This is a genomic window from Rhodococcus sp. O3, assembly GCF_048897285.1.
GTDB lineage: Bacteria > Actinomycetota > Actinomycetes > Mycobacteriales > Mycobacteriaceae > Rhodococcus.
The window spans coordinates 1-26283 of sequence record NZ_JBMBTE010000074.1 but is presented as its reverse complement, the minus strand read 5'-3'; the positions used below and the strand labels follow the sequence as shown (position 1 = coordinate 26283).

General features: G+C 68.3%; 24 protein-coding genes and 1 riboswitch. Of the genes, 16 read left to right on the top strand and 8 right to left on the bottom strand.

Annotated elements, in window-relative coordinates:
• Window positions 1-84: 84 nt before the first annotated feature.
• Window positions 85-684, bottom strand: coding sequence for a TetR/AcrR family transcriptional regulator (locus ACN675_RS19315; protein WP_420752377.1), 600 nt, complete (start codon window positions 682-684; stop codon window positions 85-87).
• A 442-nt stretch (window positions 685-1126) separates the two neighbouring features.
• On the opposite strand from ACN675_RS19315, the gene ACN675_RS19310 reads away from it, so the two are divergent.
• The 10 genes from ACN675_RS19310 to ACN675_RS19265 all read left to right on the top strand — a co-directional run bounded on the left by ACN675_RS19310 (window position 1127) and on the right by ACN675_RS19265 (window position 11807).
• Window positions 1127-2437: a cytochrome P450 gene (locus ACN675_RS19310; RefSeq protein WP_420752376.1), complete on the top strand. Its 1311-nt coding sequence runs from the start codon at window positions 1127-1129 to the stop codon at window positions 2435-2437.
• Between the two features lie 150 nt (window positions 2438-2587).
• On the top strand, window positions 2588-3385 hold the full coding sequence (locus ACN675_RS19305; protein WP_420752379.1) for an MlaE family ABC transporter permease: 798 nt from the start codon (window positions 2588-2590) through the stop codon (window positions 3383-3385).
• On the top strand, window positions 3386-4240 hold the full coding sequence (locus ACN675_RS19300; RefSeq protein WP_420752375.1) for an MlaE family ABC transporter permease: 855 nt from the start codon (window positions 3386-3388) through the stop codon (window positions 4238-4240). It begins immediately after the preceding gene.
• Window positions 4241-4243: 3 nt separating this feature from the next.
• Window positions 4244-5545: an MlaD family protein gene (locus ACN675_RS19295; protein ID WP_420752374.1), complete on the top strand. Its 1302-nt coding sequence runs from the start codon at window positions 4244-4246 to the stop codon at window positions 5543-5545.
• Window positions 5542-6579, top strand: a complete 1038-nt coding sequence (locus tag ACN675_RS19290) for an MCE family protein (RefSeq protein ID WP_420752373.1) — start codon at window positions 5542-5544, stop codon at window positions 6577-6579. Before ACN675_RS19295 ends, ACN675_RS19290 begins: the two co-directional genes overlap by 4 nt.
• Before the next feature lie 6 nt (window positions 6580-6585).
• The gene (locus ACN675_RS19285; protein WP_420752372.1) at window positions 6586-7638 is read left to right on the top strand and encodes an MCE family protein; all 1053 of its coding nucleotides are present in this window, start codon (window positions 6586-6588) and stop codon (window positions 7636-7638) included.
• The gene (locus tag ACN675_RS19280; RefSeq protein WP_420752371.1) at window positions 7635-8741 is read left to right on the top strand and encodes an MCE family protein; all 1107 of its coding nucleotides are present in this window, start codon (window positions 7635-7637) and stop codon (window positions 8739-8741) included. Before ACN675_RS19285 ends, ACN675_RS19280 begins: the two co-directional genes overlap by 4 nt.
• A complete protein-coding gene (locus tag ACN675_RS19275; protein ID WP_420752370.1) occupies window positions 8738-9847 on the top strand; it encodes an MlaD family protein in 1110 nt (369 codons plus the stop codon). Before ACN675_RS19280 ends, ACN675_RS19275 begins: the two co-directional genes overlap by 4 nt.
• A complete protein-coding gene (locus tag ACN675_RS19270; protein ID WP_420752369.1) occupies window positions 9844-11127 on the top strand; it encodes an MlaD family protein in 1284 nt (427 codons plus the stop codon). The genes ACN675_RS19275 and ACN675_RS19270 overlap by 4 nt, the downstream gene beginning before the upstream one ends.
• 56 nt (window positions 11128-11183) lie before the next feature.
• Complete coding sequence (locus ACN675_RS19265; protein WP_420752368.1) at window positions 11184-11807, top strand: hypothetical protein; 624 nt, start codon at window positions 11184-11186, stop codon at window positions 11805-11807.
• On the opposite strand, the gene ACN675_RS19260 is transcribed toward ACN675_RS19265, so the two are convergent.
• Together ACN675_RS19260 and ACN675_RS19255 are read right to left on the bottom strand one after the other, a co-directional pair.
• On the bottom strand, window positions 11808-13157 hold the full coding sequence (locus tag ACN675_RS19260) for a M1 family metallopeptidase (RefSeq protein ID WP_420752378.1): 1350 nt from the start codon (window positions 13155-13157) through the stop codon (window positions 11808-11810).
• A complete protein-coding gene (locus ACN675_RS19255; protein WP_420752367.1) occupies window positions 13154-17062 on the bottom strand; it encodes a Pls/PosA family non-ribosomal peptide synthetase in 3909 nt (1302 codons plus the stop codon). Before ACN675_RS19255 ends, ACN675_RS19260 begins: the two co-directional genes overlap by 4 nt.
• Before the next feature lie 193 nt (window positions 17063-17255).
• A riboswitch (SAM riboswitch) is annotated at window positions 17256-17372 on the top strand.
• Between the two features lie 65 nt (window positions 17373-17437).
• Here ACN675_RS19255 and ACN675_RS19250 point away from each other — a divergent pair.
• The 3 genes from ACN675_RS19250 (at window position 17438) to ACN675_RS19240 (ending at window position 19542) form a co-directional block, all read left to right on the top strand.
• A complete protein-coding gene (locus ACN675_RS19250) occupies window positions 17438-18751 on the top strand; it encodes an aminotransferase class V-fold PLP-dependent enzyme (protein WP_420752366.1) in 1314 nt (437 codons plus the stop codon).
• 45 nt (window positions 18752-18796) lie between these two features.
• On the top strand, window positions 18797-18889 hold the full coding sequence (locus ACN675_RS19245) for a putative leader peptide (protein WP_368862574.1): 93 nt from the start codon (window positions 18797-18799) through the stop codon (window positions 18887-18889).
• Window positions 18890-18954: 65 nt separating this feature from the next.
• On the top strand, window positions 18955-19542 hold the full coding sequence (locus tag ACN675_RS19240; protein WP_420752365.1) for a hypothetical protein: 588 nt from the start codon (window positions 18955-18957) through the stop codon (window positions 19540-19542).
• Window positions 19543-19623: 81 nt separating this feature from the next.
• Here ACN675_RS19240 and ACN675_RS19235 read toward each other — a convergent pair whose 3' ends face one another.
• The 4 genes from ACN675_RS19235 to ACN675_RS19220 all read right to left on the bottom strand — a co-directional run bounded on the left by ACN675_RS19235 (window position 19624) and on the right by ACN675_RS19220 (window position 21896).
• Complete coding sequence (locus tag ACN675_RS19235; protein ID WP_420752364.1) at window positions 19624-20106, bottom strand: winged helix-turn-helix domain-containing protein; 483 nt, start codon at window positions 20104-20106, stop codon at window positions 19624-19626.
• Complete coding sequence (locus tag ACN675_RS19230) at window positions 20103-20666, bottom strand: flavin reductase family protein (RefSeq protein WP_420752363.1); 564 nt, start codon at window positions 20664-20666, stop codon at window positions 20103-20105. Before ACN675_RS19230 ends, ACN675_RS19235 begins: the two co-directional genes overlap by 4 nt.
• 194 nt (window positions 20667-20860) lie before the next feature.
• On the bottom strand, window positions 20861-21334 hold the full coding sequence (locus ACN675_RS19225) for a YbaK/EbsC family protein (protein WP_420752362.1): 474 nt from the start codon (window positions 21332-21334) through the stop codon (window positions 20861-20863).
• Between the two features lie 40 nt (window positions 21335-21374).
• Window positions 21375-21896 carry a 2-oxo-4-hydroxy-4-carboxy-5-ureidoimidazoline decarboxylase gene (locus tag ACN675_RS19220; protein ID WP_420752361.1) on the bottom strand — a complete coding sequence of 174 codons (522 nt, stop codon included), beginning with the start codon at window positions 21894-21896 and terminating at the stop codon, window positions 21375-21377.
• Between the two features lie 187 nt (window positions 21897-22083).
• Between ACN675_RS19220 and ACN675_RS19215 the strand changes: the two genes are divergently transcribed.
• Window positions 22084-22914 carry a crotonase/enoyl-CoA hydratase family protein gene (locus ACN675_RS19215; protein WP_420752360.1) on the top strand — a complete coding sequence of 277 codons (831 nt, stop codon included), beginning with the start codon at window positions 22084-22086 and terminating at the stop codon, window positions 22912-22914.
• A 126-nt stretch (window positions 22915-23040) separates the two neighbouring features.
• Here ACN675_RS19215 and ACN675_RS19210 read toward each other — a convergent pair whose 3' ends face one another.
• On the bottom strand, window positions 23041-23532 hold the full coding sequence (locus tag ACN675_RS19210; RefSeq protein ID WP_420752359.1) for an inorganic diphosphatase: 492 nt from the start codon (window positions 23530-23532) through the stop codon (window positions 23041-23043).
• A 164-nt stretch (window positions 23533-23696) separates the two neighbouring features.
• On the opposite strand from ACN675_RS19210, the gene dacB reads away from it, so the two are divergent.
• Window positions 23697-25106, top strand: a complete 1410-nt coding sequence (gene dacB, locus ACN675_RS19205) for a D-alanyl-D-alanine carboxypeptidase/D-alanyl-D-alanine endopeptidase (protein WP_420752358.1) — start codon at window positions 23697-23699, stop codon at window positions 25104-25106.
• Complete coding sequence (locus ACN675_RS19200; RefSeq protein ID WP_420752357.1) at window positions 25103-26140, top strand: zinc-dependent metalloprotease; 1038 nt, start codon at window positions 25103-25105, stop codon at window positions 26138-26140. The genes dacB and ACN675_RS19200 overlap by 4 nt, the downstream gene beginning before the upstream one ends.
• Window positions 26141-26283: the final 143 nt, after the last annotated feature.

Sequence of the window (26283 nt, the reverse complement as noted above, 5' to 3'; positions counted from 1 at the left end):
GACCCCCACCGATTCCGGTGGGGGTCTTCGGCATTCCCGGATCGAACCCTTTCCCGGATCGAACCACTGCCGGCAGTGTCGAGGTCATCCCCGGCGGGCGGGCCGGGGGCCTTCGAGTGCGTGGAACCAATGCTCGACGCGGCTCACTGTTTCGGCATGGCCACCGGTGACGCCGAGCGAATCCTCCATGATGATCACGCGGGACAGGCACGTCATGAGGACCGACGCCACAACCGGGGGAAGATCTTCGTGCTGGATTCCGTAGCGGTCGAGCACGGCGGCGATTGCGTCGGCCTGTTGGCGCCTGAATTGTTCGGAGTATTCGGCGATTTGGGCGCGAAGTGTCGGCCGGTGCCGGGACAACGCGATGAACTCCATGGTCAGTGCCACGCCGGCAGGATCGGTGCTGAACTCCCACAGTGCCCACAGCGGCTGCGGCGAAGCCAGTGCGCTCGCTTGGTATTCGAGGCCTTCCTCGGCTCGGCGCCGGAACACCTCGAACAGCAACTCGTCCATGCTACGGAAGTAGTAGTGCACCAATTGTGGCTTGAGACCGGCTTGTTCGGCGATGCGGCGGGACGAGACGGCGGCGTAGCCGTGTTCGATCATGACCGTTTCGGCGGCGTCGAGCAGTACCGTCCGGTTCTTCGCGTCGGGAGCCCCGATTCTGCGCGGCGATGCCATGCGCGTCGTCCACCTCCAGGATTCGCACATCGGGTCGGGTGTGCTCGCATCGTAGGCGCCGGAGTCGGAAATATGGCGAGTATGCCTCGCTTCTTCGAGATGCGAACGGCGCGGCAGGTTGTGAGGGGTCACCACCTGTCGTGATTCCGGACTCGCGACGATCGGCGCGGCGGTAGATGTCGACGGACACGACCGATGGTCGATTGTCCGATTCGAGTCGGGAGACGCATGGTGCTTCGAATCCGTTGTGCGGATTAGGAACCGGATCTCTTCGTCTCGCGGCGGCATAAGTCCGTTTACATCCGAGGCGACTGCGATGTGTGACCTTGACCACGTTCCGGCGGGCGTGCTATCCATGTGCTCAGCATCGCTATGCAACTGCTCAGCATGGGAATGGGGCTACAGCCGGTCCCGTCCAGTGCGCCCAGACAGGAGTTTGCCCGTGACCGCTGCACCCGAGAACTCCCCGACCTGCCCGGTCGATGAACTCGAGGGCGATTTCGCCCGGGATTACTTCACCGACCCGTATTTCACCGACGATCCGCACCCGTTCTACGACCATCTGCGGTCGCGTTGCCCGGTGCACCCGGTCAGCCACGGTGTCCTCGCAGTCACCGGCTACGACGAAGCCCTCGAAGTGCTGCGCAACACCACCGTGTTCTCCAACATCACCGCGCCCATCGGCCCGTTCCCGCCGCTGCCGTTCACCCCCGACGGGGACGACATCAACCACCAGATCGACGAATATCGCGACCAATTTCCGCTCAACGAGCACCTGGTCACCATGGATCCGCCCCGGCACACCAAGATCCGCCGCCTGCTCGCCGGCCTGTTCACGCCTCGCCGCATGGAGGAATCCGAAGAGTTCCTCTGGCGCTTGGCGGACCGGCAGATCGACGAATTCCTCGCCGACGGCACCGTCGAGGTCCTGCACGGTTTCGCCCAGCCTTTCGCGTTGCTGACCATCGCCAACCTGCTCGGTGTCCCGGAAGAGGACCACGACGACTTCCGCCGCCACCTGCTCGCCCAGCAGGTCGGGGCGATGAGCGAGGCCGATACTCTGGCCACCAACCCGCTGGACTACCTCGACGCCAAGTTCACCGGCTACCTCACCGACCGCCGCACCAACCCGCAGGACGACGTCCTCGGCGCCCTGGCCGCGGCGACCTATCCCGACGGCGAACTCCCCGAGGTGGTCGAACTCGTCCGTCTGGCCACATTCCTCTTCGGCGCAGGTCAGGACACCACCGCCCGGCTGATCACCGCGGGGATCCGGCACCTGGCCGACACCCCGTCCCTCCAGGCCGCGCTGCGCGCCGATCGCACCCTGATCGCGGATTTCGTCGAGGAACTGCTGCGCATGGACGGGCCCGTCAAGGGCGATTTCCGGCTCACCCGCACCACCACCGAACTGGCCGGGGTGCGCATTCCGGCCGGCACCGTGGTGATGGTGCTGCCCGGTGCCGCCAATCGCGACCCGGCCCGATTCGACGACCCGCACACCTTCCACGTCGACCGGGCCAACGCCCGTGAACACGTCGCGTTCGGCCGGGGTGTGCACACCTGTCCGGGCGGACCGCTCGCCCGTATCGAAGGCCGTGTCGCGATCGAGCGATTCCTCGACCGCACCACGACCCTGACCGTCGACGACTCTCACCACGGACCGGCAGGACATCGCACCTACCGGTACGAACCGACCTACATCCTGCGCGGAATCGCAGAACTGCACGTCGATTTCACTCCCGCCCACTGATCACACGGCCGACCGACCACGAAAGGCCACACCATGGGGATCCTGGGGCGAGGGGGCGGGGACCGGCAGCGCCCCGTCGACGTTGTCGAGTCGCCGGCCGTCGTCGAGTCCGAGCGGGAAATCTCGGCGACCGCCGAGATCGACCGGTGGATGCGCGGCTATATCCGTCGCCATCCCGTCGCGGCGCTGGAAACCGTCGGTGGGCAGTGTGTACTGGGTATCCGCGCGATCCAGTATCTGGTGACCGACATTGCGGCCCTGCGGTTTCCGTTCGCGGAGTTCGTGCGGCAGGCGGCGTTCATGGCTTCGGCGTCCGCGCTCCCCACGATGTTCGTGGCGATCCCGATCGGTGTCACCCTGTCCATCCAGTTCGGTCTGCTGGCAGGGCAGGTCGGTGCGACCTCGCTCGCCGGCGCGGCCAGCGGTCTCGCGGTCATCAAACAAGGAGCACCGATGGTCGCGGCCCTGCTCATGGCGTCGGCTGCGGGGTCTGCGGTCTGCGCGGACCTGGGATCACGCAAGATCCGGGACGAGATCGACGCCCTCGAGGTCATGGGCGTGTCGGTGGTGCGCAGGCTCGTGGTCCCGCGTCTCGCAGCGGCGATCGTGGTCGGGGTCGCCCTGACCGGATTGGTGTGCTTCGTCGGCTTCCTCTCGGGATATCTGTTCAACACGTTCGTCATGAACGGAACTCCGGGCAGCTTCGTGACGACGTTCGCATCCTTCGCGACCGTGGGTGATTTCGTCCTGACGATCATCAAGGCGATCGTCTTCGGGGCGATCGTCGCGATTGTGGCCTGTCATAAGGGGCTCGACACCCGCGGTGGGCCCGCCGGTGTCGCGAACTCGGTGAACGCCACCGTGGTCGCCTCGATCCTGCTCCTGATGATCGTCAACGTCGCCTTCACGCAGCTGTATGTGCTGCTGTTCCCACGTACGGGGTTCTGAGTGGCATCGCGATACTTCCCTCCCGGGACACGGCCGATCGTGAATGTCGTTGCGTCGCACGCAGCGGTGATCCAGCGCCTCGGCCACATGATCGGATTCCTGGTCCGGGCGCTGGCGGCGATCCCCACGACGCTGCGTCACTATCGGAAGGAATTCCTGCGGATTCTGGCCGACGTGACGTGGGGCAACGGCTCGATCGTGGTCGGCGGTGGCACCGCCGGAGTGATCATTATCCTCGGTGCCGCCGCCGGAGCGCTCGTCGCGATCGAGGGATACAACGCACTGCACCTGCTCGGGCTGGAATCGGCGACCGGCATGATCTCGTCGACGGCGACGACGCGTGAACTGGCGCCGATCATGGCGTCGCTCGCGTTCGCCGCGCAGGCCGGCTGCCGATTCACCGCGCAACTCGGTGCCATGCGGATCTCGGAGGAGATCGACGCGATGGAAACGCTTGCGATCCCGTCGATTCCGTACCTGGTGACGACGCGGTTGCTCGCGTCGATCGTCGCCATCATCCCGCTCTACCTGGTGTGTCTGGCGGCGAACTACCTGACCGTGCAGATCGTCATCGGGATGTCCGGCGGCGTCTCGTCCGGCACCTACGACCACTATTTCCGTCTCGTTCTCAGTGGTCCCGACATCGTGTACTCGCTCTCGAAAGCCGTTGTCTTCGTGGTCATCACCACGACCATCCAGTGCTACTACGGCTTCTACGCGTCGGGTGGCCCGCAGGGCGTCGGCGCGGCCGCCGGCCGGGCGATGCGCTCGAGCATCTCCGCGATGATCGTCGTCAATCTCCTACTGACCGTTGCATTCTGGGGGATCAGCTCCGGAGCGAGGCTGGGTGGGTGAACGATGCCGATCCTGTTCGAGAGCGACGGACGCGGTCCGGGTCCGGTCCGGTTGTACCTGCAAGGCTTCGGGGCGCTCGTCGTGGCTGCCCTGCTGGTCGCAGGGCTCGTGGCGAAGACCGGTGGCGCATTCGAGCGCACCGTCGACGTCACCGCCGCACTGACCGAGGTGGGGGACGGACTGCCCGCTCGGTCCGATGTGAAGTTCCGCGGTGTTCTGGTGGGAACGATGCAGAGTGTCGATGCCGCGACCGGCGACGGACCGAATGTCGTTCGCATGGCGCTGGACCCAGCTCACGCACGCTCGATTCCGAGCACCGTCACCGCACGCGTCGTCCCGAGCAATGTCTTCGCGGTGTCGTCGGTGCAACTCGTCGACAACGGGGCAGCGCCCCCGCTCGCACCGAATGCACGGATTCCCCAGGATGAGAGTCTGGCGACGGTCCAACTCCAGACCGCGCTGACGAAATTGCGGGAGATCGCGGCTGCGACAGCACGTGTCGGCACCGAACAGACCCTGGGTGTCCTTGCGGCGGTGGCCCACGCCACCGACCGCCGGGGCGACGACATCGCCGAGGCGGGCGCGCAACTGGCGCGGATCATCCGGGAGGTCGGTGCGGTCGTCGAGCCCGGCGCCGGACCGTCGACACTCGACGCGCTGACCGGCGCAGTGGAAGGTCTGCACGAGTCGGCACCGGAACTGCTCGACGCCCTGCACCATTCGATCGCCCCGATGCGGACACTCGCCGAGAAGGACGCGGCACTCGCGACGTTCCTGTTCTCCGGGGCGAACACCCTCGGGACGACGGGAACCGCCTTCGACAACAACACCGATCGGATGATCACCCTCACCACGCAACTCACGCCGGTGCTCGGGGTTCTCGCCGACGGTTCGCCGTCGTTCTCGCAGATCGTGGTCAGCATGAACACCATCTCCAGGAAGTGGTTCGAGAACTTCCAGCCGGATGGCCAGCTCAACGGCGTCGGCAAGTTCGTCTTCCAGTTCACTCCGCACCGCATGTACACCAGGGCCGACTGCCCGCGATACGGCGACCTCGCCGGCGCGAGCTGCGCAACCGCCCCCACCGGAGCCCCGCCGGTGCCCGGCTACACCCCCGACGGGTCGACGATGGTGAGCAACAAGCCGGTCGGCGGCAACGTCGGGCCGGTCGGAGGAGCGGAGGAGAAGGAACTGCTCGACGCGATCCTCGGCGGCGACCTCAACGCGGCCGCGGAGATGCTCCTCGGCCCCCTCGCCCGGGGTGCGGTCATCAACGTCGTGCCCGAATCGGAGGTGCCGCGATGAGCTATCGCAGGCCGCTGATCGGACTGTCCCTGTTTCTGGTGGTGTGTTGCGCTCTGGGATGGACCGTGCTGGTGACACTGCAGCGCGGGGTGCAGGGACCGACGACCTCGTACAGCGCGATATTCACCGATGTCTCCGGGCTACGGACCGGAGACGACGTGCGCATGGCGGGCGTCCGGGTGGGCCGCGTCGATTCGATCGCGCTCGACGGCACCACCGCGAAGGTGAAGTTCCGCATCGACTCCGGCCAGGCCGTGTACGGCAACACGAAAGCGTCGATCACCTACCAGAACATCATCGGGCAGCGGTACCTCGGCTTGTCTCTCGGCGAATTCGGCGATCCCCGGATGCTGCCCGCCGGCAGTGAGATTCCCGTCGACCACACCGAGCCCTCGTTCGACATCTCGGTGCTCCTCAACGGGTTCGAACCACTGTTCAGCGTCCTCGACCCCGAGCAGGTGGACAACATCACGACCGCGATCATCACCGCGCTCCAGGGCGACTCGGGCGCGGTCACCACGCTCGTGGCGGAGACGACGCAACTCGCCGAATCGATCGCGGGTCCCGACCAGGTCCTCGGCGAGATCATCGGCAACCTCGACGGGGTCGTCCACGACCTCGCGGTGCAGAGCGGCAACTTCGACACGGTCATCTCGCAGTCGCGGGCCATCTTCGATCAACTGACGGCGCGACGGGACGAACTCGTCGGGTCGGTGGAACGGATCGGTGCCGTCGCGGACAGCGTGTCCACGATCGTCGGGGAGGTCCAACCGGACCTACAGGAATTCCTGGCGCGGGAACCGGGTTTCGCGCAGCATTTCAACGATCACAAGGACTCCTTCGAGTACTTCGCCTTCAACCTTCCCGCATTGCTGAAAGGGCTCGCCCGGGTGAGCCAGGAGGGTAGCTACTTGTCCACCTACCTGTGCAACTTCAATGTCACGCTCGTCCCGGCGCTGAGCAACGTCATTCCGTCCATCGTCGCGCAGGCCACGCCCGAGGGCCGGGTCACGCACTCCCCGGTGTGCAGGTGACCGGCCGTGACGACCCAGCGCACCGCCCGCGGCGGCAGTTTCCGGATCCGGCCCATCGAGGAGTACCGACCGGTGTCCCTCGGCGCGATCACCGTCGCCGCAATCGTCGTTGCACTTGCGGCGACACTCCTGATCAGCTCGGCCGGGCTCGGAAAACGCACGTACGAGGCCGAATTCGCTCAGGCTGCGCAGATCGCGCCCGGTGACGGGGTCACGATCGCCGGCGTCCAGGTCGGAACGGTGGACGGGGCGCGGCTCGAGGACGACCACGTCGTGGTGACCATGAAGATCGACAACGGTGTCCCGCTCGGCGCCGACACCCGGGCATCCATCAAGCTGACCACGCTGCTCGGCGCCCGCTACATCGAACTGCGGCCCGCCGGCGAGGGCGACATTCCGGACGAGCGGATCCCGCTGTCCCACACCGAGGTTCCGTATGACCTCATGGAGGTGCTGGCGGACGCGACCACGACCTTCGAAGAGGTCGACGCCCGAGAATTCGGCGACACCCTCACCGTGCTCGCCGGTGAGCTGAACGGTCTGCCCCCGCTGATGCCGCAGGCACTCGCCAACATCGAGAGCCTGTCGGCGGTGCTGGCGGAGCGCCGTGACCAGGTGGGGTCGCTACTGGAGGCGACCGGGACGATGACCGGGATCGTGCGAGATCAGCAGCAGAGCCTGGGCGCGCTGGTCACCAACGGCCGGGACATGCTGCAGGAGATCACGACCCGCCGGGAGATGGTCGATCGGCTGCTCGTCGCGACCACGAACCTCGTGTCGGAACTGCACACCCTCGTCGTCGAGGACCGGCCGGAAGTGGAACAGCTGATCGCGAGCCTGAACGAACTGCTGCAGAGTCTGGGCAACCACGATGATCTGCTGCGCAACACGCTGCAGATCCTCCCGGTCCCGCTGCGCAACTTCACGAACGCCAGCGGAACCGCGAACGAGGTGGACTTCTCCGCACCCGCCGGCCCGATGATCGACTCGTGGATGTGTGCGCTCAGCGGCCGTGCCGTGGAACTGGACATGCCGCCCTATTTCCAGGAGTGCGAATGAGCCCGCTTCGGATCGTCACCTCCGCTGCCGTGGCACTTCTCGTGCTCGCCGCGGGATTCTTCGGACTCCGTGCCGTCCTCACCGGCGAGGAACCGCACACGATCACCGCTCGATTCGACAACGGTGCCGGGCTGTACGAGGGCAATACCGTCGCGGTCCTGGGAATTCCGGTCGGAAAGGTCACGCGGATCGAACCGAAGGGTTCGTACGTCGAGGTGAGGATGCAGGTCGACGGCGGCATCGACCTCCCCGCCGATGTGCAGGCCGTGGCGGTGTCGACGTCCGTGCTGACGGACCGCCACGTGGAACTGACACCGGTGTACAGCGGCGGCGACACGCTTCCACACGATGCGATTCTGGGACTCGACCGCACGAAGACTCCGGTCGAGTTCGACCGGCTACTGGCCATGGCGGACAACCTGGCCGTCGAACTTCAGGGCGACGGAACCGGCGGCGGTCCCGTCGCGGACATCCTGGCGGCCGGTGCCGGCGCCACCGACGGCAACGGTGATGCGATGAGGTCGGCGCTGTCCACCCTGTCGGAGGCGCTGCGCCTGAGCGACGACGAAGGTGCGGGCACCGCGAACGAGATCACCAGGATCGTCGACGATCTCGCGGTCCTGACGAGTGTGGCCGCCGCCAACGACCGCGACATCCGCGAGTTCGGCGAGGCAACCCGCCTGATGAGCGAGATCCTGGCCGACGCGAACCTCGGCACCGGCGACACGGGTTCGAAGATCAACGACATTCTCGTTCAGGCGAACTCGCTGCTGACCGACAACCGGGACGCGCTGAGATCGACGCTCACGAACGCGGAAACGGTCACCCGGTCGCTCGCGGACTACCGCGACCAGCTCGCCGAATTCCTCGACGTGACACCGCTGCTGATGGAGAACGCGTACAACGCGATCGACCAGGAGAACGGGGGAGCCCGCGTGCACGCACAGCTCGAGAAGGTTTTCTTCGACGGGCAGCTGGTCAAGGAGGTCTGCAACCGCCTGGGACTCACCCATCTCGGGTGCGCAACCGGAACCCTGCGTGACTTCGGCCCCGATTTCGGCGTCGCGGGCATGCTCGAGGGACTGGCGGGACTGCCGAGATGAGGGGCTCACGGTGGCGGTTCGCGTTCGCCGGCATCTCGGTCGCCGTCGCGGTGTCGACGGCGGCCTGCTCGACGGGACTCGAGAATCTGCCCCTTCCCGCCCCCGGCGTCGGCGGTGACTCGTACGTGATCGCCGCAACGTTCGAGAACGCACTGAATCTGCCGACGAAGGCGAAGGTCAAGCTCGCCGGTGTGGACGTCGGAGAGGTCGAGTCGATGCGTGTGGAGAACTACACTGCGGTCGTCGCGCTGCGCATCATGAACGGTGTGGTGCTGCGCGAGGGTACGACCGCCGAACTGCGGTCGGCGACTCCGCTCGGCGACGTCTTCGTCTCGCTGCAGTCTCCGGCCGATCCGTCGGCGGACGCCGCCGTCCTCGACGAAGGTGACAGCATCCCGATCGAAGCCACCTCGGCCGCGGCAACCGTGGAGGAACTTCTCGCAACGTCATCCCTGCTCGTCAACGGCGGTGTCGTCCGGAACCTGACGAAACTGGTCAACGGCCTCGGTTCGGCGGTGGACGGCAAGGGGGACCGTATCGCCGAACTGATCGACGAGTCCACCCGGCTCGTCGGGGATCTCAATTCCCGGTCCGAGGAGATCCGACGATCCCTCGAGCAGACGAACGGACTCGTGGCGACGCTGTCGGATCAGCGTTCGACGATCAACGACGCGGTCGTCGCAGCCGGTCCCGCACTCGACGTGTTGTCCGAGAACACCACGCAGGTGGTCGATCTGGTCTCTCAGGTCGCCGCGATCACCGATCGGATCGGGAAGTTCCCGTCCGTCCAGGGAACCGACACCCGCAGCATGATCGCCGACATCAACCGGGTGGCAGCCGAACTCGACAGAGCAGCGACGCTTCCAGGGGTGTCCCTCGAGACCGTCAACCGGATTCTGGCGCCGGTCATCAACATCACGAGCGGTACGTCCGCGCATACCGACGCCGATCTGGAGCAGCTGGCGCTCGGTGCCGTCCCGGTCCCCGGGCACACCGGTGACCCCGGGAGCAGGTTGCCCGACGGCACGGACTGGACGGCGTTCGTCGGCACGTTGACGTACACGATCATGCGACTGCAGAGCAAGTTCGGGGTGGTGCCGGAATGACAGCCGCCGACGGACGGAACGCGGTCCTCGAAGTCCCCGCCCGCGCACTGGTTTCGAGTGTGCGTTACGCGTCGGCGCACCGCCTCGGACTGTCCGTGGCGGCGCTCGCCCTCACGATGGTTCTCGGCGTCACGTACCTGATCTTCGGTGTCTTCCATCTGGATCCGGCCGACCGGAAGATCCACGTCCGCGTGAACCTCGGGGATTCGGGAGGACTGCTGCCCGACCGCAACGTCACGTTGCGCGGTGTACCGATCGGGGTGTCGTCGGTGGAACTGACCGACGAGGGTGTGGTCGCGGTCGCGGCGATCGACTCGTCGGCACAGATTCCCGTCGGCGGAGAGGTGCGGGTCGCGGGACTGTCGCTCGCGGGGGAGCAGTACCTCGACTTCCGGCCGACTTCCGACAGCGGGCCGTTCCTCGTCGACGGCGCGGAGATCTCCGTCGGCGAGACGTCGACCCCGGTGCCGTTGGCCACGCTCATGGGCAATCTCGACGGGATGCTCGCGCAGATCGACCCCGACACGGTCCGGACCATCGTCGACGAACTCGGTATGAGCGCGGAGGGACCGGACAAGCTGGCCGATATCGTCGACGGCGGAACGTTTCTGATCTCCACACTCGATTCGGTGCTGCCGCAGACCGTCAGCGTGCTCAACACCAGCAAGGTCGTGCTCGGGACGCTTTCGGACAGTGCCGCCGGTCTGGCCGCGACCTCCCGGAATCTGTCGGCGACGCTCGAAGGGATCGAGTCGAAGGACGCGGGATTCCGGCAGTTCGTCGACGGTGCGCCGGCGACCCTGCAGTCCGTCGACACGCTCTTCGCGGACAACTCGCCGACGATGGTGCAGTTGTTGGGCAACCTGGCCACGACCGCACAGATGGCGTACCTCCGGGTACCGGCCCTCCACGAGTTCTTCTTCCCGGCCACCCGGGGCGGGTCGACACTCGACGCGCTGGGGACCGCGTTCCGCGACGGCGGTATCTGGGCGTTCGTCAACATCTATCCGCGGTACTCGTGCGACTACGACCTGCCCCGGCAGTCGCCTGCGCTGTCGAACTTCCCGGAACCGTTCCTGCACACCTACTGTCCGAATCCCGATCCGTCGACCCTGGTCCGCGGAGCGCGCAATGCGCCGCGACCGGCGGGTGAAGAAGGCGGTTATGCGCCGCCGCCGGGCGTCGATCCGCTGCAACAGGCGGATCCGACTCCGGTGGGGCCGTTGTCTCTACTGCTCGAGCCCGGCGGCCCCGATCCCGGCGACCCGGGGGTGCGCTGATCCGATCACGGCTGCCGACGCAGCGACCCGGCCCGACAACGAGAAGGAGAACCGACGTGAGCAAGAACAGCCGGACGGCAGCGGCCGTCGTCGAGCGCGAGAATGCCGACGAGAAGACCGAGGACGACGTCGTGACCGAGGACGCTGCAACCGGTGACGCCGCAACCGAGAACCCTGCAATCGACAAAGCGGTGCCGGGCAAGGATCGGGGACGCATCGGGCTTCTTGCCGCCGTGCTGGTGGCGGTCCTGGCGATCGTCGTCGCCGGCGTGCTCGGCTGGAAGTGGAATCAGGCCGACGCCGTCGACGACGCTTCTGCCGCTGCGCTGGATGCGGCACGGCAGTACGCGGTCGTGCTGACCAGCGTCAGCGCGGACGACCTCGACGCCAATTTCGAGGCCGTGCTGGACGGCGCCACCGGCAACTTCAAGGACATGTATGCCCAGTCGAGCGAACAGCTTCGGCAGCTGCTCGTCGATAACCAGGCGACCGCCGAGGGTGTCGTGATCGAGGCCGGCATCAAGTCCGCGACGACCTCGAAGGTCGAGGTGCTGCTGTTTGTCGACCAGACCGTCACCAACGCCGTGACACCCGAACCGCGACTCGACCGCAGCCGCGTCGTGATGACGATGGAACTCGTCGACGGCCGCTGGCTCGCCTCCGACGTGGTGCTGCCCTGATCAGGCGTCGGGAAACGGAGGAAGCGCCCGCTCGTGGAGCCAGGAATCCCACAGCGGCCGTAGCGGTTCGTCGGTGAAATGTGCTGCAAGACCGACGAACTGCTCGGTCGTCACGTTCGAGTGCCGATGCTCCGCGGTCCAGGTGCGAAGCAGGGGGAAGAACCGGTCGTCGCCCAGCTGCCGGCGCAGCGCGTGCAGGGTGAGAGCGCCGCGCTTGTAGATCCGGTCGTCGAACATGTCCTTCGGGCCGGGATCGCCGAGCAGGATGTCCTGGGGTTTGCGTGCCAGCCCTCGATACGCTTCCGCCGCAAGGGTATGCGCGGACGGCCCGGTCGAGTTCTCGGCCCACAGCCACTCGGCGTAGCACGCGAAACCCTCGTGCAGCCAGATGTCGCGCCAGCGCGTGAGAGTCAGGCTGTTGCCGAACCACTGGTGCGCCAATTCGTGTGCGACAAGCCGCTCTTCGCGGCGACGGCCGTCGCAGTGGTTGGCGCCGAAGATCGACAGACCTTGCGCCTCGATCGGAATCTCGAGGTCGTCGTCGGTCACCACGACGGTGTAGTGCGCGAACGGATACGGCCCGAACAGGCGCTGGAAGACCTCCATCATCTTCGGCTGACGGCCGAAGTCGACGTCGAATTCCTCCCGCAGTCGCGGGGGATGCACCGCGAGTATCGGAACCGGGGACGAGCACACCTTGCGGGCCTCGTACTGCCCGATCTGCACGGTCGCCAGATACGTCGACATCGGTTCGGGCTGCTCGTACACCCACGTCGTCTGGCTGGCCTTCGTGGTCTTGCGCAGCAGCGTGCCGTTCGCGACGGCGTGGAACGGCGAATCGGTGGTGAGGGTGATCCGGTAGGTCGCCTTCGACCCCGGGTGGTCGTCGCACGGAAACCACGACGGGGCACCGTTCGGCTGGCTCGCCACGAGCGAACCTTCCTCGAGTTCCTCCCAGCCGACCTCCCCCCACATCGAGTGGCGGGGCGTCGGCGTCCCCGAATAGTTCACGGTGACGGTCAGTACCGCCCCGGCCGGGATCTTCTGTGCCGGGGCCACGGTGAGCTTGCCGTCGCGGTGGGTGTACTTCGCCGGTCGCGCACCGTTGACCGACACCTTCGACACCCGCATCGTGTCGACGAGATCGAGCGCGTACTTGCCGCGCACATCGGTCGTGGTGGCGATGATCGTCGCGCGGCCGGAGAGCCGGTTCGACGCGACCTTGTACGTCAACTCCAGTTCGTAACGGGACACGCGATATCCGCGGTTGCCGCTCGTCGGCAGATAGGGGTCGAGCGGACGGTCCGGACCCACGGGCGCAACCGGCTTGGCCGCCTTGACGGACTTCATCGGGGCGACCAATCCGCGGGCGTCGTCCACGGGGCGATGGGATTGCCCTGCCAGCGGGTCGACGCGGGGACGACGTCGCCGCGCATCACGAGCGAGGCCGGGCCCACGGTGGCTCCGGCGCCGATGCCCGACGCCGGCAGCGCGACGCACTGCGGGCCGAGCGTGGCTCCGTTCTCGAGGGTCACGGTGTCCATGGACATGATCCGATCATGGAACAGATGCGTTTGCACCACGCACCCCCGTTCCACCGTCGCTCCGTCCTCGAGCGTCACCAGATCCGCCTCCGGCAGCCAGTAACTTTCACACCACACGCCGCGGCCGATGTGCGCGCCGAGCGCCCGCAGCCACAGATTCATCACGACGGTTCCGGTCGCCGGGCGGGCGAACCAGGGCGCGGCGACCATCTCGACGAACGTGTCGGACACCTCGTTCCGCCACACGAACGAACTCCACAGCGGATGTTCCACCCGGCCGATCCGCCCGACCACCAACCATTTCGCCGCGACCGAGATGCCGCACGCGACCGCACCCGCGATCATGAGGACGAAACCGCCGAGCAGCAGGGCGAGCGGATACCCACCCACGGCCGCGAGCGCGTTCAGTGCGAACAGCACACCGAGCCCGATTCCGAACGTCACCATCATCGGGACGAGCCGGAACGTTTCGACGCATCCCCGCGCGACCTTCAGTTTCAGTGGGGGAGCGAACGTGCGGCTCGCGTCGGAGTCGCCGGCGGAACGGCGCAATCGGACCGGGGGACTGCCCAGCCACGACGACCCGGACTTTGCTTTCGTCGGCGCTGCGGACAGCACCGCGACGAGACCGTGCTTCGGTACCCGGCGGCCCGGCGCGGCCATGCCCGAGTTGCCGAGGAACGCACGCTTTCCGACCTTCGCGTGGGAGATGAACAGCCAGCCGCCACCGAGTTCGTAGGACGCGACCATGGTGTCGTCGGCGAGGAACGCCCCGTCGGCGACCTTCGTGAACTTGGGCACCATCAGCACGGTCGACGCCTCGACGTCCTTGCCGATGTCGGCGCCGAGCAGACGCAGCCAGATCGGGGTGAGCATGGAGGCGTACAGCGGGAACAGGAACGTGCGCGAGGAGTCCATGAGCCGTTCGGTGGCCCACACCTGCCAGCCGACGCGGCTGCGCACCGGGTGCCAGCCCTCGGTCATACCGAGCGACAGCAGCCGCACCGCTGCGACGGTGAGCAGTGCGAACACGAACATCGTGAGCAGCCCGGCCGCGGGCAGCATCACGAGGGACCGGACGACGGCCTCGGGCAACGTCGCGGTGTCGCTCACCCACCAGCCGATCAACGCCACGCCGGCGCCGATCGCGACGAGCGGCAACCCGGCGATCACCACCGAACTCGCACCGAACACCGGCACCCACCCAGGCGCGCGGCGGGGTGCTTCGGCCGGCCACGGGTGCGCGGCCTTTCCCACCTTCACGGCGGGCGAGCCGGCCCACTGCTGTCCGGACTTGACGCGCCCGAACACCGCGGACCCGGCTTCGACCACGGCATTCTTGCCGATCTTGCATCCGGGATTGAGGGTGGACCGGGCACCGATCGACGCGCCCGCGCCGATCCGGATCGCGCCGATGTGCACCATGTCGCCGTCCACCCAGTGACCGGACAGGTCCACCTCGGGTTCGATCGAGCAGCCGTCACCGAGTTCGAGCATGCCGGTCACCGGGGGCAGGCTGTGCAGATCGACGCCGCGGCCGACCTTCGCGCCGAGCGCGCGGGCGTAGTACAGCATCCACGGTGCACCGGACAGGTTCGCGGCCCCGCTCGCCTCGACCAGCCGCAGCGACGTCCACAGACGCAGATGCACCGAGCCGCCGCGGCGATACGTGCCGGGCTTCACGCCGCGCAGCAGTATCCGCGCCCCCGCGACCGCGATCGTCATGCGACCGAGCGGGGTGATGAACAGCAGCACGCCGAGTGCGACCCACCACCACGACAGGGTGACGGTCCACGGCACCGAGACGACGGCCGCGAGCACGTTGTTCAGCACGGCCAGCCACGTCACCCACTGCATGCCGGTCAGCGTGGTCAGCGGGACGGTCGCGGCGATCTGCGCCAGCTGCGCGGACCGCGGTGTCGGTTCGACGACCCGGGGAGCGACGGCTTCGGTCGGGGCGAGCTCGTCGAGGTACAGGGCGAGCGAACCCAGCCGCGGATGGTCGTACAGTTCCGCGACGGTCATCTCCGGATAGCGTTCGCGCAGGGCCGTCACCAGCTGCGCCGCCGACAGCGAGCCGCCGCCGAGTTCGAAGAAGTCGTCGTCGAGGCCCTCGACACGGGCACCGAGCAGCGACATCCACAGGCTCGCGACCCATTCCGCGGTGGGGTCCAGTCCGAGTGCCTCGGCGGACTCGGCGTCGGCGCCGGGCAGCGGCCACGGCAGCGCGTTCCGGTCGACCTTGCCGGACGTGCGGGTGGGCAGTTCCTCGACGAGTGCGAGCCGCGGGACCATCGCGGCGGGGAGCTGCTCGGTGAGCAGGTCACGGGCCGAGGCGACATCGAAGTCCGGGTCGGTGCTGGCGATGTAGCCGACGAGCATCGCGTGCCCGGCCGCGGTCTTGCGCACGGCGCAGGCGCCGCCCGCGACGCCCGGCAGGTTCTGCAGGGCGTTGTCGATCTCGCCGAGTTCGATGCGCCTGCCGCCGATCTTGACCTGGTCGTCCGCGCGGCCCTGGAAGAGCAGGCCGCGACGGTCGAGGGTCACCAGATCGCCGCTGCGGTAGGCGCGTTCCCAGCCCAGGGTCGGCATCGGCGCGTATTTCTCGGCGTCCTTGGCGGGGTCGAGGTAGCGGGCCAGGCCGACTCCGCCGATGACGAGTTCGCCGGTGGCGCCCTCCTCGACGGGCACCCCGTCGGCGTCGACGACGGCGAGGTCCCAGCCGTCGAGCGGCAGGCCGATGCGGATGGGGCCGGTGCCGTCCATACGGGCGGCACACGCGACCACGGTCGCTTCCGTCGGGCCGTAGGTGTTCCACACCTCCCGGCCGGGGACGGCGAGCCGGGCGGCGAGGTCCGGGGGGCAGGCCTCCCCGCCGAAGATGAGCAGCCGCACCGCTTCGAGCGCTTCGGCGGGCCACATCGCCGCGAGCGTGGGCACCGTGGAGACGACGGTGACATCGCGCGAGACCAGCCACGGACCCAGATCCATGCCGGAGCGCACGAGCGATCGGGGTGCGGGGACCAGGCACGCGCCGTGCCGCCACGCCAGCCACATCTCCTCACACGACGCGTCGAATGCCACGGACAGGCCGGCGAGTACCCGATCGCCGGGTCCGATCGGGTTGTCCGGCAAGAATATTCGCGCTTCGGCATCGACGAATGCGGCGGCGTTGCGGTGCGTGACCGCGACGCCCTTCGGGGTGCCGGTCGACCCGGAGGTGAAGATGATCCAGGCGTCGTCGTCGAGCCGCGGTCCGCGTATCTGCGGATTCGCGGACGCAGGTGCGGTGCCGGGGCCGATCCCGTTCTCGGTGACGATCGCGGTGACCCCAGCCTCCCCGAACACCAGCTCGGCTCGTTCGTCGGGGTCGTCCGCGTCGACCGGAACGTATGCCGCTCCCGCGGCGAGCACCGACAGGATGGTGACGTACAGGTCCTTCGTGCCCGACGGCATGCGCACCCCGACACGGTCGCCGGCGCCGACGCCCGCGTCGGTCAGCCGGTAGGCGCCGGCGACGATCTCCTCCGCCAGCTCCGCGTAGCTGAGCGTGACCTTGCCGTCGTCGATCGCGGGGGCGTCGGGATGGGTGTCGGCGGTGCTGCGCAGGATGTCGACGAGGGTCCGCGCGGGAGGTGCGAACGAGGAGCGCAGGTACTCGTCCGGTATTCGAGCCGGCCGACCCGGATCCGTCTTGGGCTGGACAGACAATCTGCGTCCTTCTCTAGGTGTCGATGCGTGTGGCCGGTTGTCTCACGACCGGGTGGACGGCAGGTGAACTCCCTGCCGGCGGGACGGTCGCTTCGACCGATTGTGCTCCGGACCATCGACTTCTCGCCTGTCGACCGCGCGCGAAATGTTTCGGTTTGACAACAGCGGCGGCGTGCTGTCATCCTCTTCGGCAGGTCACGAGTACCAGCATCAAGCCCCGGCTCGCTGGTCGGCAACCCTCCTCCGCGGTGGGGTGCTCCGGGTGACGACCAGGCTGTGGTTCCAACACCGGACGCAGCAAGCGCGGACTCCGCCGGCGATCCAACATCGTCGTGGCGATCACCGACGGGTCCCTGGACAGACAAGGGATTACTGATGACTGCTGCAACGACCGCCACCTGCATCGCCCCCATCGCTCGCGTTTCCGGCTGTGACCTGCAGGTTCCGCTCGTCCAGGGCGGCACCTGCACCTACGCCAACTTCGACTACGCCGCGAGTGCCCCGGCCCTGGCCGCCGTCACCGACCGCATCGCCGAACTGCTGCCCTTCTACGCCAGCGTTCACCGCGGCGCCGGTTACGCCTCGCGCGTGACCACGGACGCCTACGAGAAGTGCCGGGCCGTGGTCGCCGGATTCGTCGGTGCCGCCGACGATCAGGTCGTCGTGTTCACCCGCAACACCACCGATTCCCTGAACCTGCTCGCGACCGCCGTGCCCGGTGACGTCGTGCTCCTCGACATCGAACATCACGCGAACCTGTTGCCGTGGAAGAACTCTCGCATCGTCGAGGCCGCCGACACGGTGGCCGGGACGGTCGAGCGACTCGCCGCGGAACTGCGCCGCGCGCCGGCCGCGCTGCTCGCGATCACCGGAGCCTCGAACGTCACCGGTGAGCTGCTGCCCATCGAGGAACTGGCGGACCTCGCGCACGAGTGCGGTGCCCGCATCCTCGTCGACGGCGCACAGCTGGTCCCGCACCGCCGGATCGACCTCGCCGCGACCGGCGTCGACTACCTCGCGTTCTCCGGTCACAAGACGTACGCGCCGTTCGGCGCCGGCGTCCTGGTCGGCCGCCGCGACTGGCTCGATGTGGCCGAGCCGTACCTTGCCGGTGGTGGCGCGGTGCGCGAGGTGCGCCTGGACCACACCGAGTGGGCCTGCGCCCCGGCGCGTCACGAGGCCGGTTCGCCGAACGTGCTCGGTGCGGCCGCGATCGCGGCGGCCTGCGAAGCGCTCGCCGGTTTCGATGCCGACGCCGTCGCCCGCCACGAAGAGGAACTGAGCCGCCTGCTGGTCGAGGGTCTGCGCGGAATCGACGGCGTCGAACTGCTGCGCCTCTGGGAGGACTCGTGCGAGTCCGTCGGCATCGTCACCTTCACGGTCGCGGGCTACGAACCCGCCGAGGTCGCGGCGTACCTGTCGGCGGAGTACGGCATCGGCGTGCGCGACGGACGTTTCTGCGCGCATCCGCTGCTCGCCCGCGTGGGCCGCGCCGGAGGTGCGGTGCGTGCCTCCCTCGGCCTCGGCAGCTCGTCCGCCGACGTGGAGCGTCTGGTCGGCGCGGTGCGTCGCCTCGTCGAGCACGGAACGTCCTGGACCTACGCGAAGACCGACGGCCTGTGGGGCCCGTCGCCGGAGACCCGCCCGGGTCTCGCGGCCGAGGGCGCGGGCGCGTCGGAGTGCGTCTGATCACCCCGATCGACAATTTCCCACAAGATCGGTAGGGTATTGCCCATGGCATCGCAGACCGCATCGAACGTCGTCGCACAGTGGTGCCGTCGTCATGTGGATCTGTGCCGCACCGCCTCCGGCATGTGTACGAGCTGAACGACACCCCAGTCTCCACAGCTCATCGCCGCGGGATCGCCTGCGGCAGTTCGAAGGAACCCCACATGTCGTACAACAACGTCGTCCACACCGTGTCGTCCGCGCGCCCGCTGCGTGTCGCCGTCGAACTCGCCGGTCCGTCCGGCCCGCACTACTGGGCCGATCTCACCGCCGGCCGACCCGGCGAGGAGTCGCTCGATCTCAGTGCGCCGCAGCCGAATGTCGTGCGGATCCGCGCCACCGATCTGCGCGAGACCCGCAAGGCCACCGATCGCATCCGTGCCGGGCTCGTCGCCGAAGGTCGCGACCCCGGCAGCGTCACCGTCCTGGTCGATCTCGAGGTGGTCGTCGCATCGGAGGCCCGTAGCGCACGGAAACAGTACGCGCAGTTGGATGTTCCGCGCTCGTCGGACACCCTGTCGTACGTCGGTACCCCGCAGGGGCTCGCCGGTCTCATCGCCGATATCCACTCCACGCACGTTGCGGACGGTGTCACCCTCGTTCCGCTCGCGGCGCCGTTCACCGTGGAGCACATCATCGACGGAACGCTTCCGTGGCTCGAATCCCGCGGTCTCGCGGCGACCGCGCCGTCTGTCGTGGAAGTGTTGCGCCGCTTCGGGACCGGTGGCCGAGGCCTCGTCCGCGCCTCCTGAACATCCCGGCGGAAGCCGGTCACGATTCGAAATGCCGAGTGGGGCGGGAGAACGGATTCTCTCGCCCCACTCGCTGTATCTTCAGGCCGAACGCCGGGTCAGGGGTTCGACGACGTGCACGCCGGGATCGGGGTCGAAACGGTAGCCGGTTCCCCGCACCGTCGTGATGATGGATCCGAATCTTCCCAGCTTCGTGCGGATTCGGGACACGTGGACATCGACGCTGCGGCCGCGTCCGTGGTCGGCGTTCGTCCCGTCGGGATCGAGTTCGCGCAATACCGATCGGGACACGACCACGCGAGGCCGCCGGACGAGTCGGGACAGGATCTCGAATTCGGTGTGGCTGAGCGGAACCCGGACATTGTCGAGGATCACGTCGCGGGCCGGAAGATCGATCACCAGCGGCACCGGTGTGGAGCTGAGCAACGTGTGTGTGCTCGCTCCCGGCACGAGGTCCCGAGCGGTTTCGCGCAACGCGTCGGCGAGCGCGGCGAGATCCGCCGACGAGCGCACACCGGTGTTCGAAAGCTGAACGACCAGTACGAGTTCGGGTGTTGTGGTCATGGTGTGGTGTCCAATGGTGTGGGCCGGTGGTAGACGCCGTCGTGATAGAGCAGCGGGGCCGCCGGCGACTCGGTGTCGGTGACGTGAGTGTGGGTGACGAGGCCGACGACCAGCGTGCTGTCTCCGGCCGGAATCAATTGGTGTACAAGCAGACGCAGGCGCACGGGAGTGTCGTGGAGTGCGGGTTCGCCGGTGTCGAGACGGCCCCACAGAGAACGGTCGGCGAAGCGTTCCTCGGCGCTGCGTGCGAAACGCTGTGCCAGATGCTGCTGGTCGTCGCCCAGGAGGTGCACCACGAGCGAGTCCGCCGCGTGCACGGCGTCGATACTCGACGATGTCCGAGTGATGTTGAACGACACCAGCGGTGGGTTCAGTGACAGCGAGGAGAACGACGTCGCGGTGAAGCCGACCGGGCCGTTTCCGGCGTCGAGCGTGACGACGGTGACGCCTGCCGGGTGGCGGCGCAGCGCGGAGCGGTACTCCTCGTTATCGACGCCCAGGGCGAGTTCGGGTGCGGTGGCGTCGGCGCGATCGGCGACAGAGGAATGTGATGTGGGCATAGCCGTCCCTGGAAAGGCTGGTCCCCGGAAGAAACTGGGGGACAAAGCGAGTGATGAGATGGAATGGGTGTGGGCGTCAGGCCGCACACAGGCACGAGCGGGTACGGCACAGGTCGACGTGCCTGCGGCTCCACGCTCGGATAGTCACGGTGACACTATAGTGCAGCGGTCCCGCTTCCGATACCGCGGGCCGGTCAGTCCACGTCCATGTCCATGCCCGCGGTGATGCGCAGAAGTTCCCGATAGGTCGTGCGGAACACCGTGTTCGGGTATCCGCCCGCGGCCCACAACAGCGGATGGGCCTCGAGCGCACGATCCACATAGGTCGGCAGATTGGTGGGGTGACCGAGCGGCGCGACACCGCCGACCGGTTGCGCGGTGACCTCCGTGACCACCTCCGGCGACGCCGGCACCAGCGTGCCGCCGAGGCGCTCGCCGCAGCGCCGGACGTCGACCCGGTGGGCTCCGGAGACCAGCAGCAGAACCGGTTCGCCGTCGAGTTCGAACACGAGCGATTTCACGATCGCACCGACGTCGACGCCCAGCGCCGCGGCCGCCTGCTCGGCGGTGTGCACCGATTCCGGCTGGGTGAGGATCAGGCCGGGATGGCCGCGCGAGATGAGCGTGTCGGCCACGTGAACGGCGTTCGGATGCAGTGTCGCGGACATGGTTCCAATGTAGGAGCGGACCGCAACTGCCGGGCGGGGATCAGTAGAGCGGAAAGCCGTCCTCCGGCCCGAGCATGCGTTCGAGGCGGGTGCGCGTGATCTTCGCGAGTTCGTCGGTGCGGATCTTCCGCTCGGCGTCGACCTCGTTGTCGAGGCGGTGAACGAGGTCGGCGAGCAGCTCGTCGGGCCCGCGGTCTCCCGAACACCAGAGATAACGGAAGCCGAACCTCTCCTCGTACACCTGCGCCGACCGGGCGATCTCCGCCATCATGAGCGGATCGTCGGTCCACACCGAGCACTGCTCGGCGCGCGAATGGGTGCTGTGCGGCCGGACACCGACGATCGGGTGGCACTCCAGCGCCTCGGCGATGCTCGTCTCGTCCAACGTGACGAGCACTGCGTCGGCGCGGGCGAACAGTTCGGTGTAGCTCGCGTACGGGCGTCCGGCGGCCACCGGGTTGGCCCAGGCGAGCGTCGCGCAGCACTCGTACAGCGCGTGAACGGCGCCGCGGCGGCTGAGGGCGTTGAACGCACCGAGACCGATTCCCTGATGCAGAAGCATGGCCTGCGCTCCTCTCCGAGACGGACCGCCCCGGGCACCCCGGCGCTGCGGTCGGATCCAGCTTCCCTCGTGTGCGGGCGCGCTTCCAGGGCTGTGACCGGGAGTTTTCGAGTCTTTAACACCGCTCGGGGGTGAACGTGACGGGGAGCTCGGTGTGAACGCCCGGCAAAGATATTACTCTCGAGTAATGACCGATCATTCCAGCTGGAAAGCATTCACCGTCGAGGTCGAGGCGCATGTCGCACGCGTGACCCTCGTCGGACCCGGCAAGGGCAACGCGATGGGACCCGACTTCTGGTCCGAGCTGCCCGAGGTGTTCGCCGCGCTCGACACCGACGACGAGGTGCGCGCCGTCGTCCTCGCCGGCTCCGGCAAGCACTTCTCGTTCGGGCTGGACCTGCCCGCGATGAGCGGCGACCTCGGCAAGGTCCTCGCAGACAAGGCGCTGGCCAAGCCGCGCACCGACTTCCACGCGATGATCAAGCGCATGCAGGCGGCGATCACCGCCGTCGCCGATTGCCGCAAGCCCGTCGTCGCCGCCGTGCAGGGCTGGTGCATCGGTGGCGGCGTCGACCTCATCACCGCAGCGGACATCCGCTACGCCTCGGCGGACGCCAAGTTCAGCGTCCGTGAGGTGAAGGTCGGCATGGTCGCCGACGTCGGGACCCTCGCCCGCCTCCCGCTCATCATCGGCGACGGCCACACCCGCGAACTCGCCCTCACCGGCAAGGACATCGACGCCGCACGTGCCGAGAAGATCGGCCTCGTCAACGACGTGTTCGACGACGCCGAGGCCACCCTCGCCGCCGCCCACGCGACCGCCGCGGAGATCGCCGCCAACCCGCCGCTCGTGGTCCACGGCATCAAGGACGTCCTCGACCACAGCCGCTCCCCGCAGGTCGACGACAGCCTCCGCTACGTCGCGGCGTGGAACGCGGCGTTCCTGCCCTCCGAGGACCTGACCGAGGCAATCTCCGCCATCTTCGAGAAGCGCCCCCCGAACTTCCGGGGAGCCTGAACTGCGGGGCCGCTGAGCTGCGGGCTCCGTCCGAAACGAGCGAACGGTACATTCAGTCGATCTGTGATCGACTGAATGTACCGTTCGCTCGGAAAAAAGAGGTGGGTCGAAAGAGACCGGGACGGCTCAGTGGCCGCCGTTCTCCTTCAGCCGCGCGATCGACGCCTCGACCTCGGCCTCGGCCTCGGCGCGACCGACCCAGTCGGCGGCCTCGACGTGCTTGCCCGGCTCGAGGTCCTTGTAGTGCACGAAGAAGTGCTTGATCGCATCGAGTTCGAACTGCGAGACGTCGGAGATGTCCTGGATGTGATCCCAGCGCGGGTCGCCGGCCGGCACGGCCAGGATCTTGTCGTCGCCACCGGCCTCGTCGACCATCTTGAACATGCCGACGGGGCGGGCCTCGACGATGACACCCGGGAAGACCGACTCGGGGAGCAGCACCATGCAGTCCAGCGGGTCACCGTCCTCGCCGAGGGTGTTCTCGATGTAGCCGTAGTCGGCCGGGTAACCGAACGACGTGTAGAGGTAGCGATCCAGCTTCACGCGGCCGGTCTCGTGATCGACCTCGTACTTGTTGCGCTGTCCCTTGGGGATCTCGATGGTGACGTCGAACTCCACGCCGGTGTCCTCACTTCGTCGGTGATTGGCTGTCGCTCCAACTGCCGCGATCGCGGCGATGGTCCGCAGAGAGGATAACGGGAGCGGGGCTACCCTGGTGGACGCAGGTGCCGGACCCACCCGGGCGGCCACCAGGGCGCGGGAGTCTCGAACGCAGCGGAGGCGTGTTGGCGGGTCAGGATAAGAACAAGAAGCTCGGCGGGCTCGAAGCGCGCCGTCGGCGAAGCCTCCGCATCCTGATCGGCATCTGGGGCACCGGATTCCTCGCACTCGTCGTCGGCGGCACATTCGCGCTGTCCGAGCTCGTGGGCAGCGACGCCGAGGCCGCGATCACTCCGGCGCCCGGCCCGGTCACCGCGACCCCTCAGGTCGCTCCCGTTCCCGCCGACGCTCCGGCGCCCGTCGCCGCTGCGCTCGGCGCGATTCTGGTGCCCGCCGTCGCCGACCCCGCGCTCGGGACTCTCGCCGGGTCCGTCACCGACACCGCCACCGGCACGGTCCTGTGGGCGCAGGATCCCGACCGCCCGATGGTTCCGGCGTCGACCACGAAGGTCCTCACCGCCGCGGCGGCGCTGCTGTCGCTGCCACTCGACCATCGGGTGTCCACGCGGGTCGTCGAGGGCAGCCGTCCCGGCGAGATCGTGCTCGTCGCCGGCGGCGATCCCACCCTCACCGCACTTCCGGTCGGGCAGGACGGCTTCTACCCGGGCGCACCGCGCGTCGCGGATCTCGTTCAGCAGATCCAGCGTTCGGGAGCCGTCGTCGACACGGTGCTCGTCGACGTCGGCAGCTACATGGGCGATCCGATGGCCGCCGGGTGGATGCCGTCGGACGTCGGGGGCGGCTACATCGCACCGATCGAACCGGTGATGCTCGACGGCGGCCGGTCGATTCCGAACGCGGACGAATCTCCGCGCAGCCCGACGCCCGCGCTCGACGCCGGCCGTGCCCTCGCCGCGGCGCTCGGCGCCGACCCCGCGACCGTCGCGGTCGGGACCGCGTCCCCGGGGGCGGCGCCCCTGGCGTCGGTGCAGTCGGCGCCTCTGCGCGACCGGCTCCGGCAGATGATGGACCACTCCGACAACGTCCTCGCCGAGACGATCGGCCGCGAGATCGCGATCGCGTCCGGCTCCCCGGCGTCGTTCTCCGGGGCCGTCGACTCCGTGCTCCGCACCCTCACGGCCGCCGGATTCGACGTCGGCGGCGTCACCATGCACGACGTGAGCGGCCTGTCCGTGGACAATCGCATTCCCGCACGGCTGCTCGACGCGGTGATGGCGTCCGCCGCCGGCACCGACCAGGACGCGCTGCGCCCGATGCTCGACTACCTGCCGGTCGCGGGGGCCACCGGCACCCTCAGCGCCCGCTACGCATCCGCCAACCGCGACGGCGCCGGCTGGGTGCGTGCGAAGACCGGCACCCTCTCCGAGGCGAGCGGGCTGGTCGGAACCGTCGTCGACGTCGACGGGCGGGTCCTGTCGTTCGCGCTGATCGCCAACGGCCGCCCGCCCGGCGAGAGCCGGCCTGCACTCGACGCGGTCGCCGCAACTCTCCGGGGGTGCGGATGCCGATGACCGGCCGCGACCACACCATCGGCGACGCGATCGACTGGTCGTTCGCGGCCGGGGTGGGTGCGCGACTGGCCCGGCCGGGTCCGGCGATGTCCCGGTACACCGCCGACGCCGTGGTGGCCGAACTCGCCGACGCCGCCGACCGGGCCGAGCAGCCGGTGCGGGAACTCACCGGTCTCGGCGACGGCCACGACGCTCCGGCGCCCGCCCGGGTCGTGGACCGGAGCGGCTGGGTGCAGGCCGCGGCGGGGTCGATGGCAGACCTGACCGGAGGCGGACAGAACGGCACTTCCTGGATGGGCAAGCCCGCCGGCATGCAGGCCGGCGCGATGCTCGCGTACCTGTCGTCGGCGGTCCTCGGCCAGTACGACCCGTTCTCACGGACCCTGCTCCTCGTCGCACCGAACGTCGTCGCGGTCGAACGCGCGCTGAAGGTTCCGACCGCGGACTTCCGCCTGTGGGTGTGCCTGCACGAGGTCACCCACCGGGTGCAGTTCGCCGAGGCGCCGTGGATGGTCGAGGTGATGCGCACCGCCACCGCCGAACTCGGTGCCGCCGCCGACGAGCCCGTCTCCGAACTGGTGGGCCGGGTCGTCGCCGTCGTCCGCGACCGCCGCAGCAACGACGAGAAGCAGATGTCCGAGCGCGGTGTCCTCGGTCTGCTGCGGGCCACCCAGTCGGAATCCCAGCAAATCGCCCTCGACCGCATGCTCGCGCTCGGCACCCTCCTCGAAGGCCACGCCGACCACGTCATGGATGCCGTCGGCCCCGGGGTGGTTCCCGCGGTCGGCCGCATCCGCCGGGCGTTCGACAACCGACGGCGCCGCAGCTCCAACCCCGTTCATCGGGTGATCCGCGCGCTGTTGGGCGTGGACGCGAAGATGGCGCAGTACGTGCACGGCAAGAAATTCGTCGACGCTGTCGTCGCCCGCGTCGGGATGGCGGAGTTCAACGCCGTGTGGTCCGGCCCGGACGCGATGCCCACGCTCGCCGAGATCGACGACCCGGACGCCTGGATCGCCCGGGTCCTGGGCTGAGCAGCGTGGAACCGGACACGACTGTGGAACCGGACACGGCTGCCGGGGGTCGTCCCCTGCTTCCCGAGACCCCGGCGATCCACGAGGTCCGGCTGGCCGTGCGGGCGTGGCTCGGCCGCCACGACGTGCGGTCGGTGGCGGTG

Excerpts from the sequence above, each read along its gene's own strand:
- ACN675_RS19315 (WP_420752377.1), bottom strand. The coding sequence starts at position 684 with ATGGCATCGCCGCGCAGAATCGGGGCTCCCGACGCGAAGAACCGGACG.
- ACN675_RS19305 (WP_420752379.1), top strand. The coding sequence starts at position 2,588 with ATGCGCGGCTATATCCGTCGCCATCCCGTCGCGGCGCTGGAAACCGTC.
- ACN675_RS19295 (WP_420752374.1), top strand. The coding sequence starts at position 4,244 with ATGCCGATCCTGTTCGAGAGCGACGGACGCGGTCCGGGTCCGGTCCGG.
- ACN675_RS19290 (WP_420752373.1), top strand. The coding sequence starts at position 5,542 with ATGAGCTATCGCAGGCCGCTGATCGGACTGTCCCTGTTTCTGGTGGTG.
- ACN675_RS19280 (WP_420752371.1), top strand. The coding sequence starts at position 7,635 with ATGAGCCCGCTTCGGATCGTCACCTCCGCTGCCGTGGCACTTCTCGTG.
- ACN675_RS19275 (WP_420752370.1), top strand. The coding sequence starts at position 8,738 with ATGAGGGGCTCACGGTGGCGGTTCGCGTTCGCCGGCATCTCGGTCGCC.
- ACN675_RS19270 (WP_420752369.1), top strand. The coding sequence starts at position 9,844 with ATGACAGCCGCCGACGGACGGAACGCGGTCCTCGAAGTCCCCGCCCGC.
- ACN675_RS19260 (WP_420752378.1), bottom strand. The coding sequence starts at position 13,157 with ATGAAGTCCGTCAAGGCGGCCAAGCCGGTTGCGCCCGTGGGTCCGGAC.
- ACN675_RS19250 (WP_420752366.1), top strand. The coding sequence starts at position 17,438 with ATGACTGCTGCAACGACCGCCACCTGCATCGCCCCCATCGCTCGCGTT.
- ACN675_RS19245 (WP_368862574.1), top strand. The coding sequence starts at position 18,797 with ATGGCATCGCAGACCGCATCGAACGTCGTCGCACAGTGGTGCCGTCGT.
- ACN675_RS19240 (WP_420752365.1), top strand. The coding sequence starts at position 18,955 with ATGTCGTACAACAACGTCGTCCACACCGTGTCGTCCGCGCGCCCGCTG.
- ACN675_RS19235 (WP_420752364.1), bottom strand. The coding sequence starts at position 20,106 with ATGACCACAACACCCGAACTCGTACTGGTCGTTCAGCTTTCGAACACC.
- ACN675_RS19230 (WP_420752363.1), bottom strand. The coding sequence starts at position 20,666 with ATGCCCACATCACATTCCTCTGTCGCCGATCGCGCCGACGCCACCGCA.
- ACN675_RS19225 (WP_420752362.1), bottom strand. The coding sequence starts at position 21,334 with ATGTCCGCGACACTGCATCCGAACGCCGTTCACGTGGCCGACACGCTC.
- ACN675_RS19220 (WP_420752361.1), bottom strand. The coding sequence starts at position 21,896 with ATGCTTCTGCATCAGGGAATCGGTCTCGGTGCGTTCAACGCCCTCAGC.
- ACN675_RS19215 (WP_420752360.1), top strand. The coding sequence starts at position 22,084 with ATGACCGATCATTCCAGCTGGAAAGCATTCACCGTCGAGGTCGAGGCG.
- ACN675_RS19200 (WP_420752357.1), top strand. The coding sequence starts at position 25,103 with ATGACCGGCCGCGACCACACCATCGGCGACGCGATCGACTGGTCGTTC.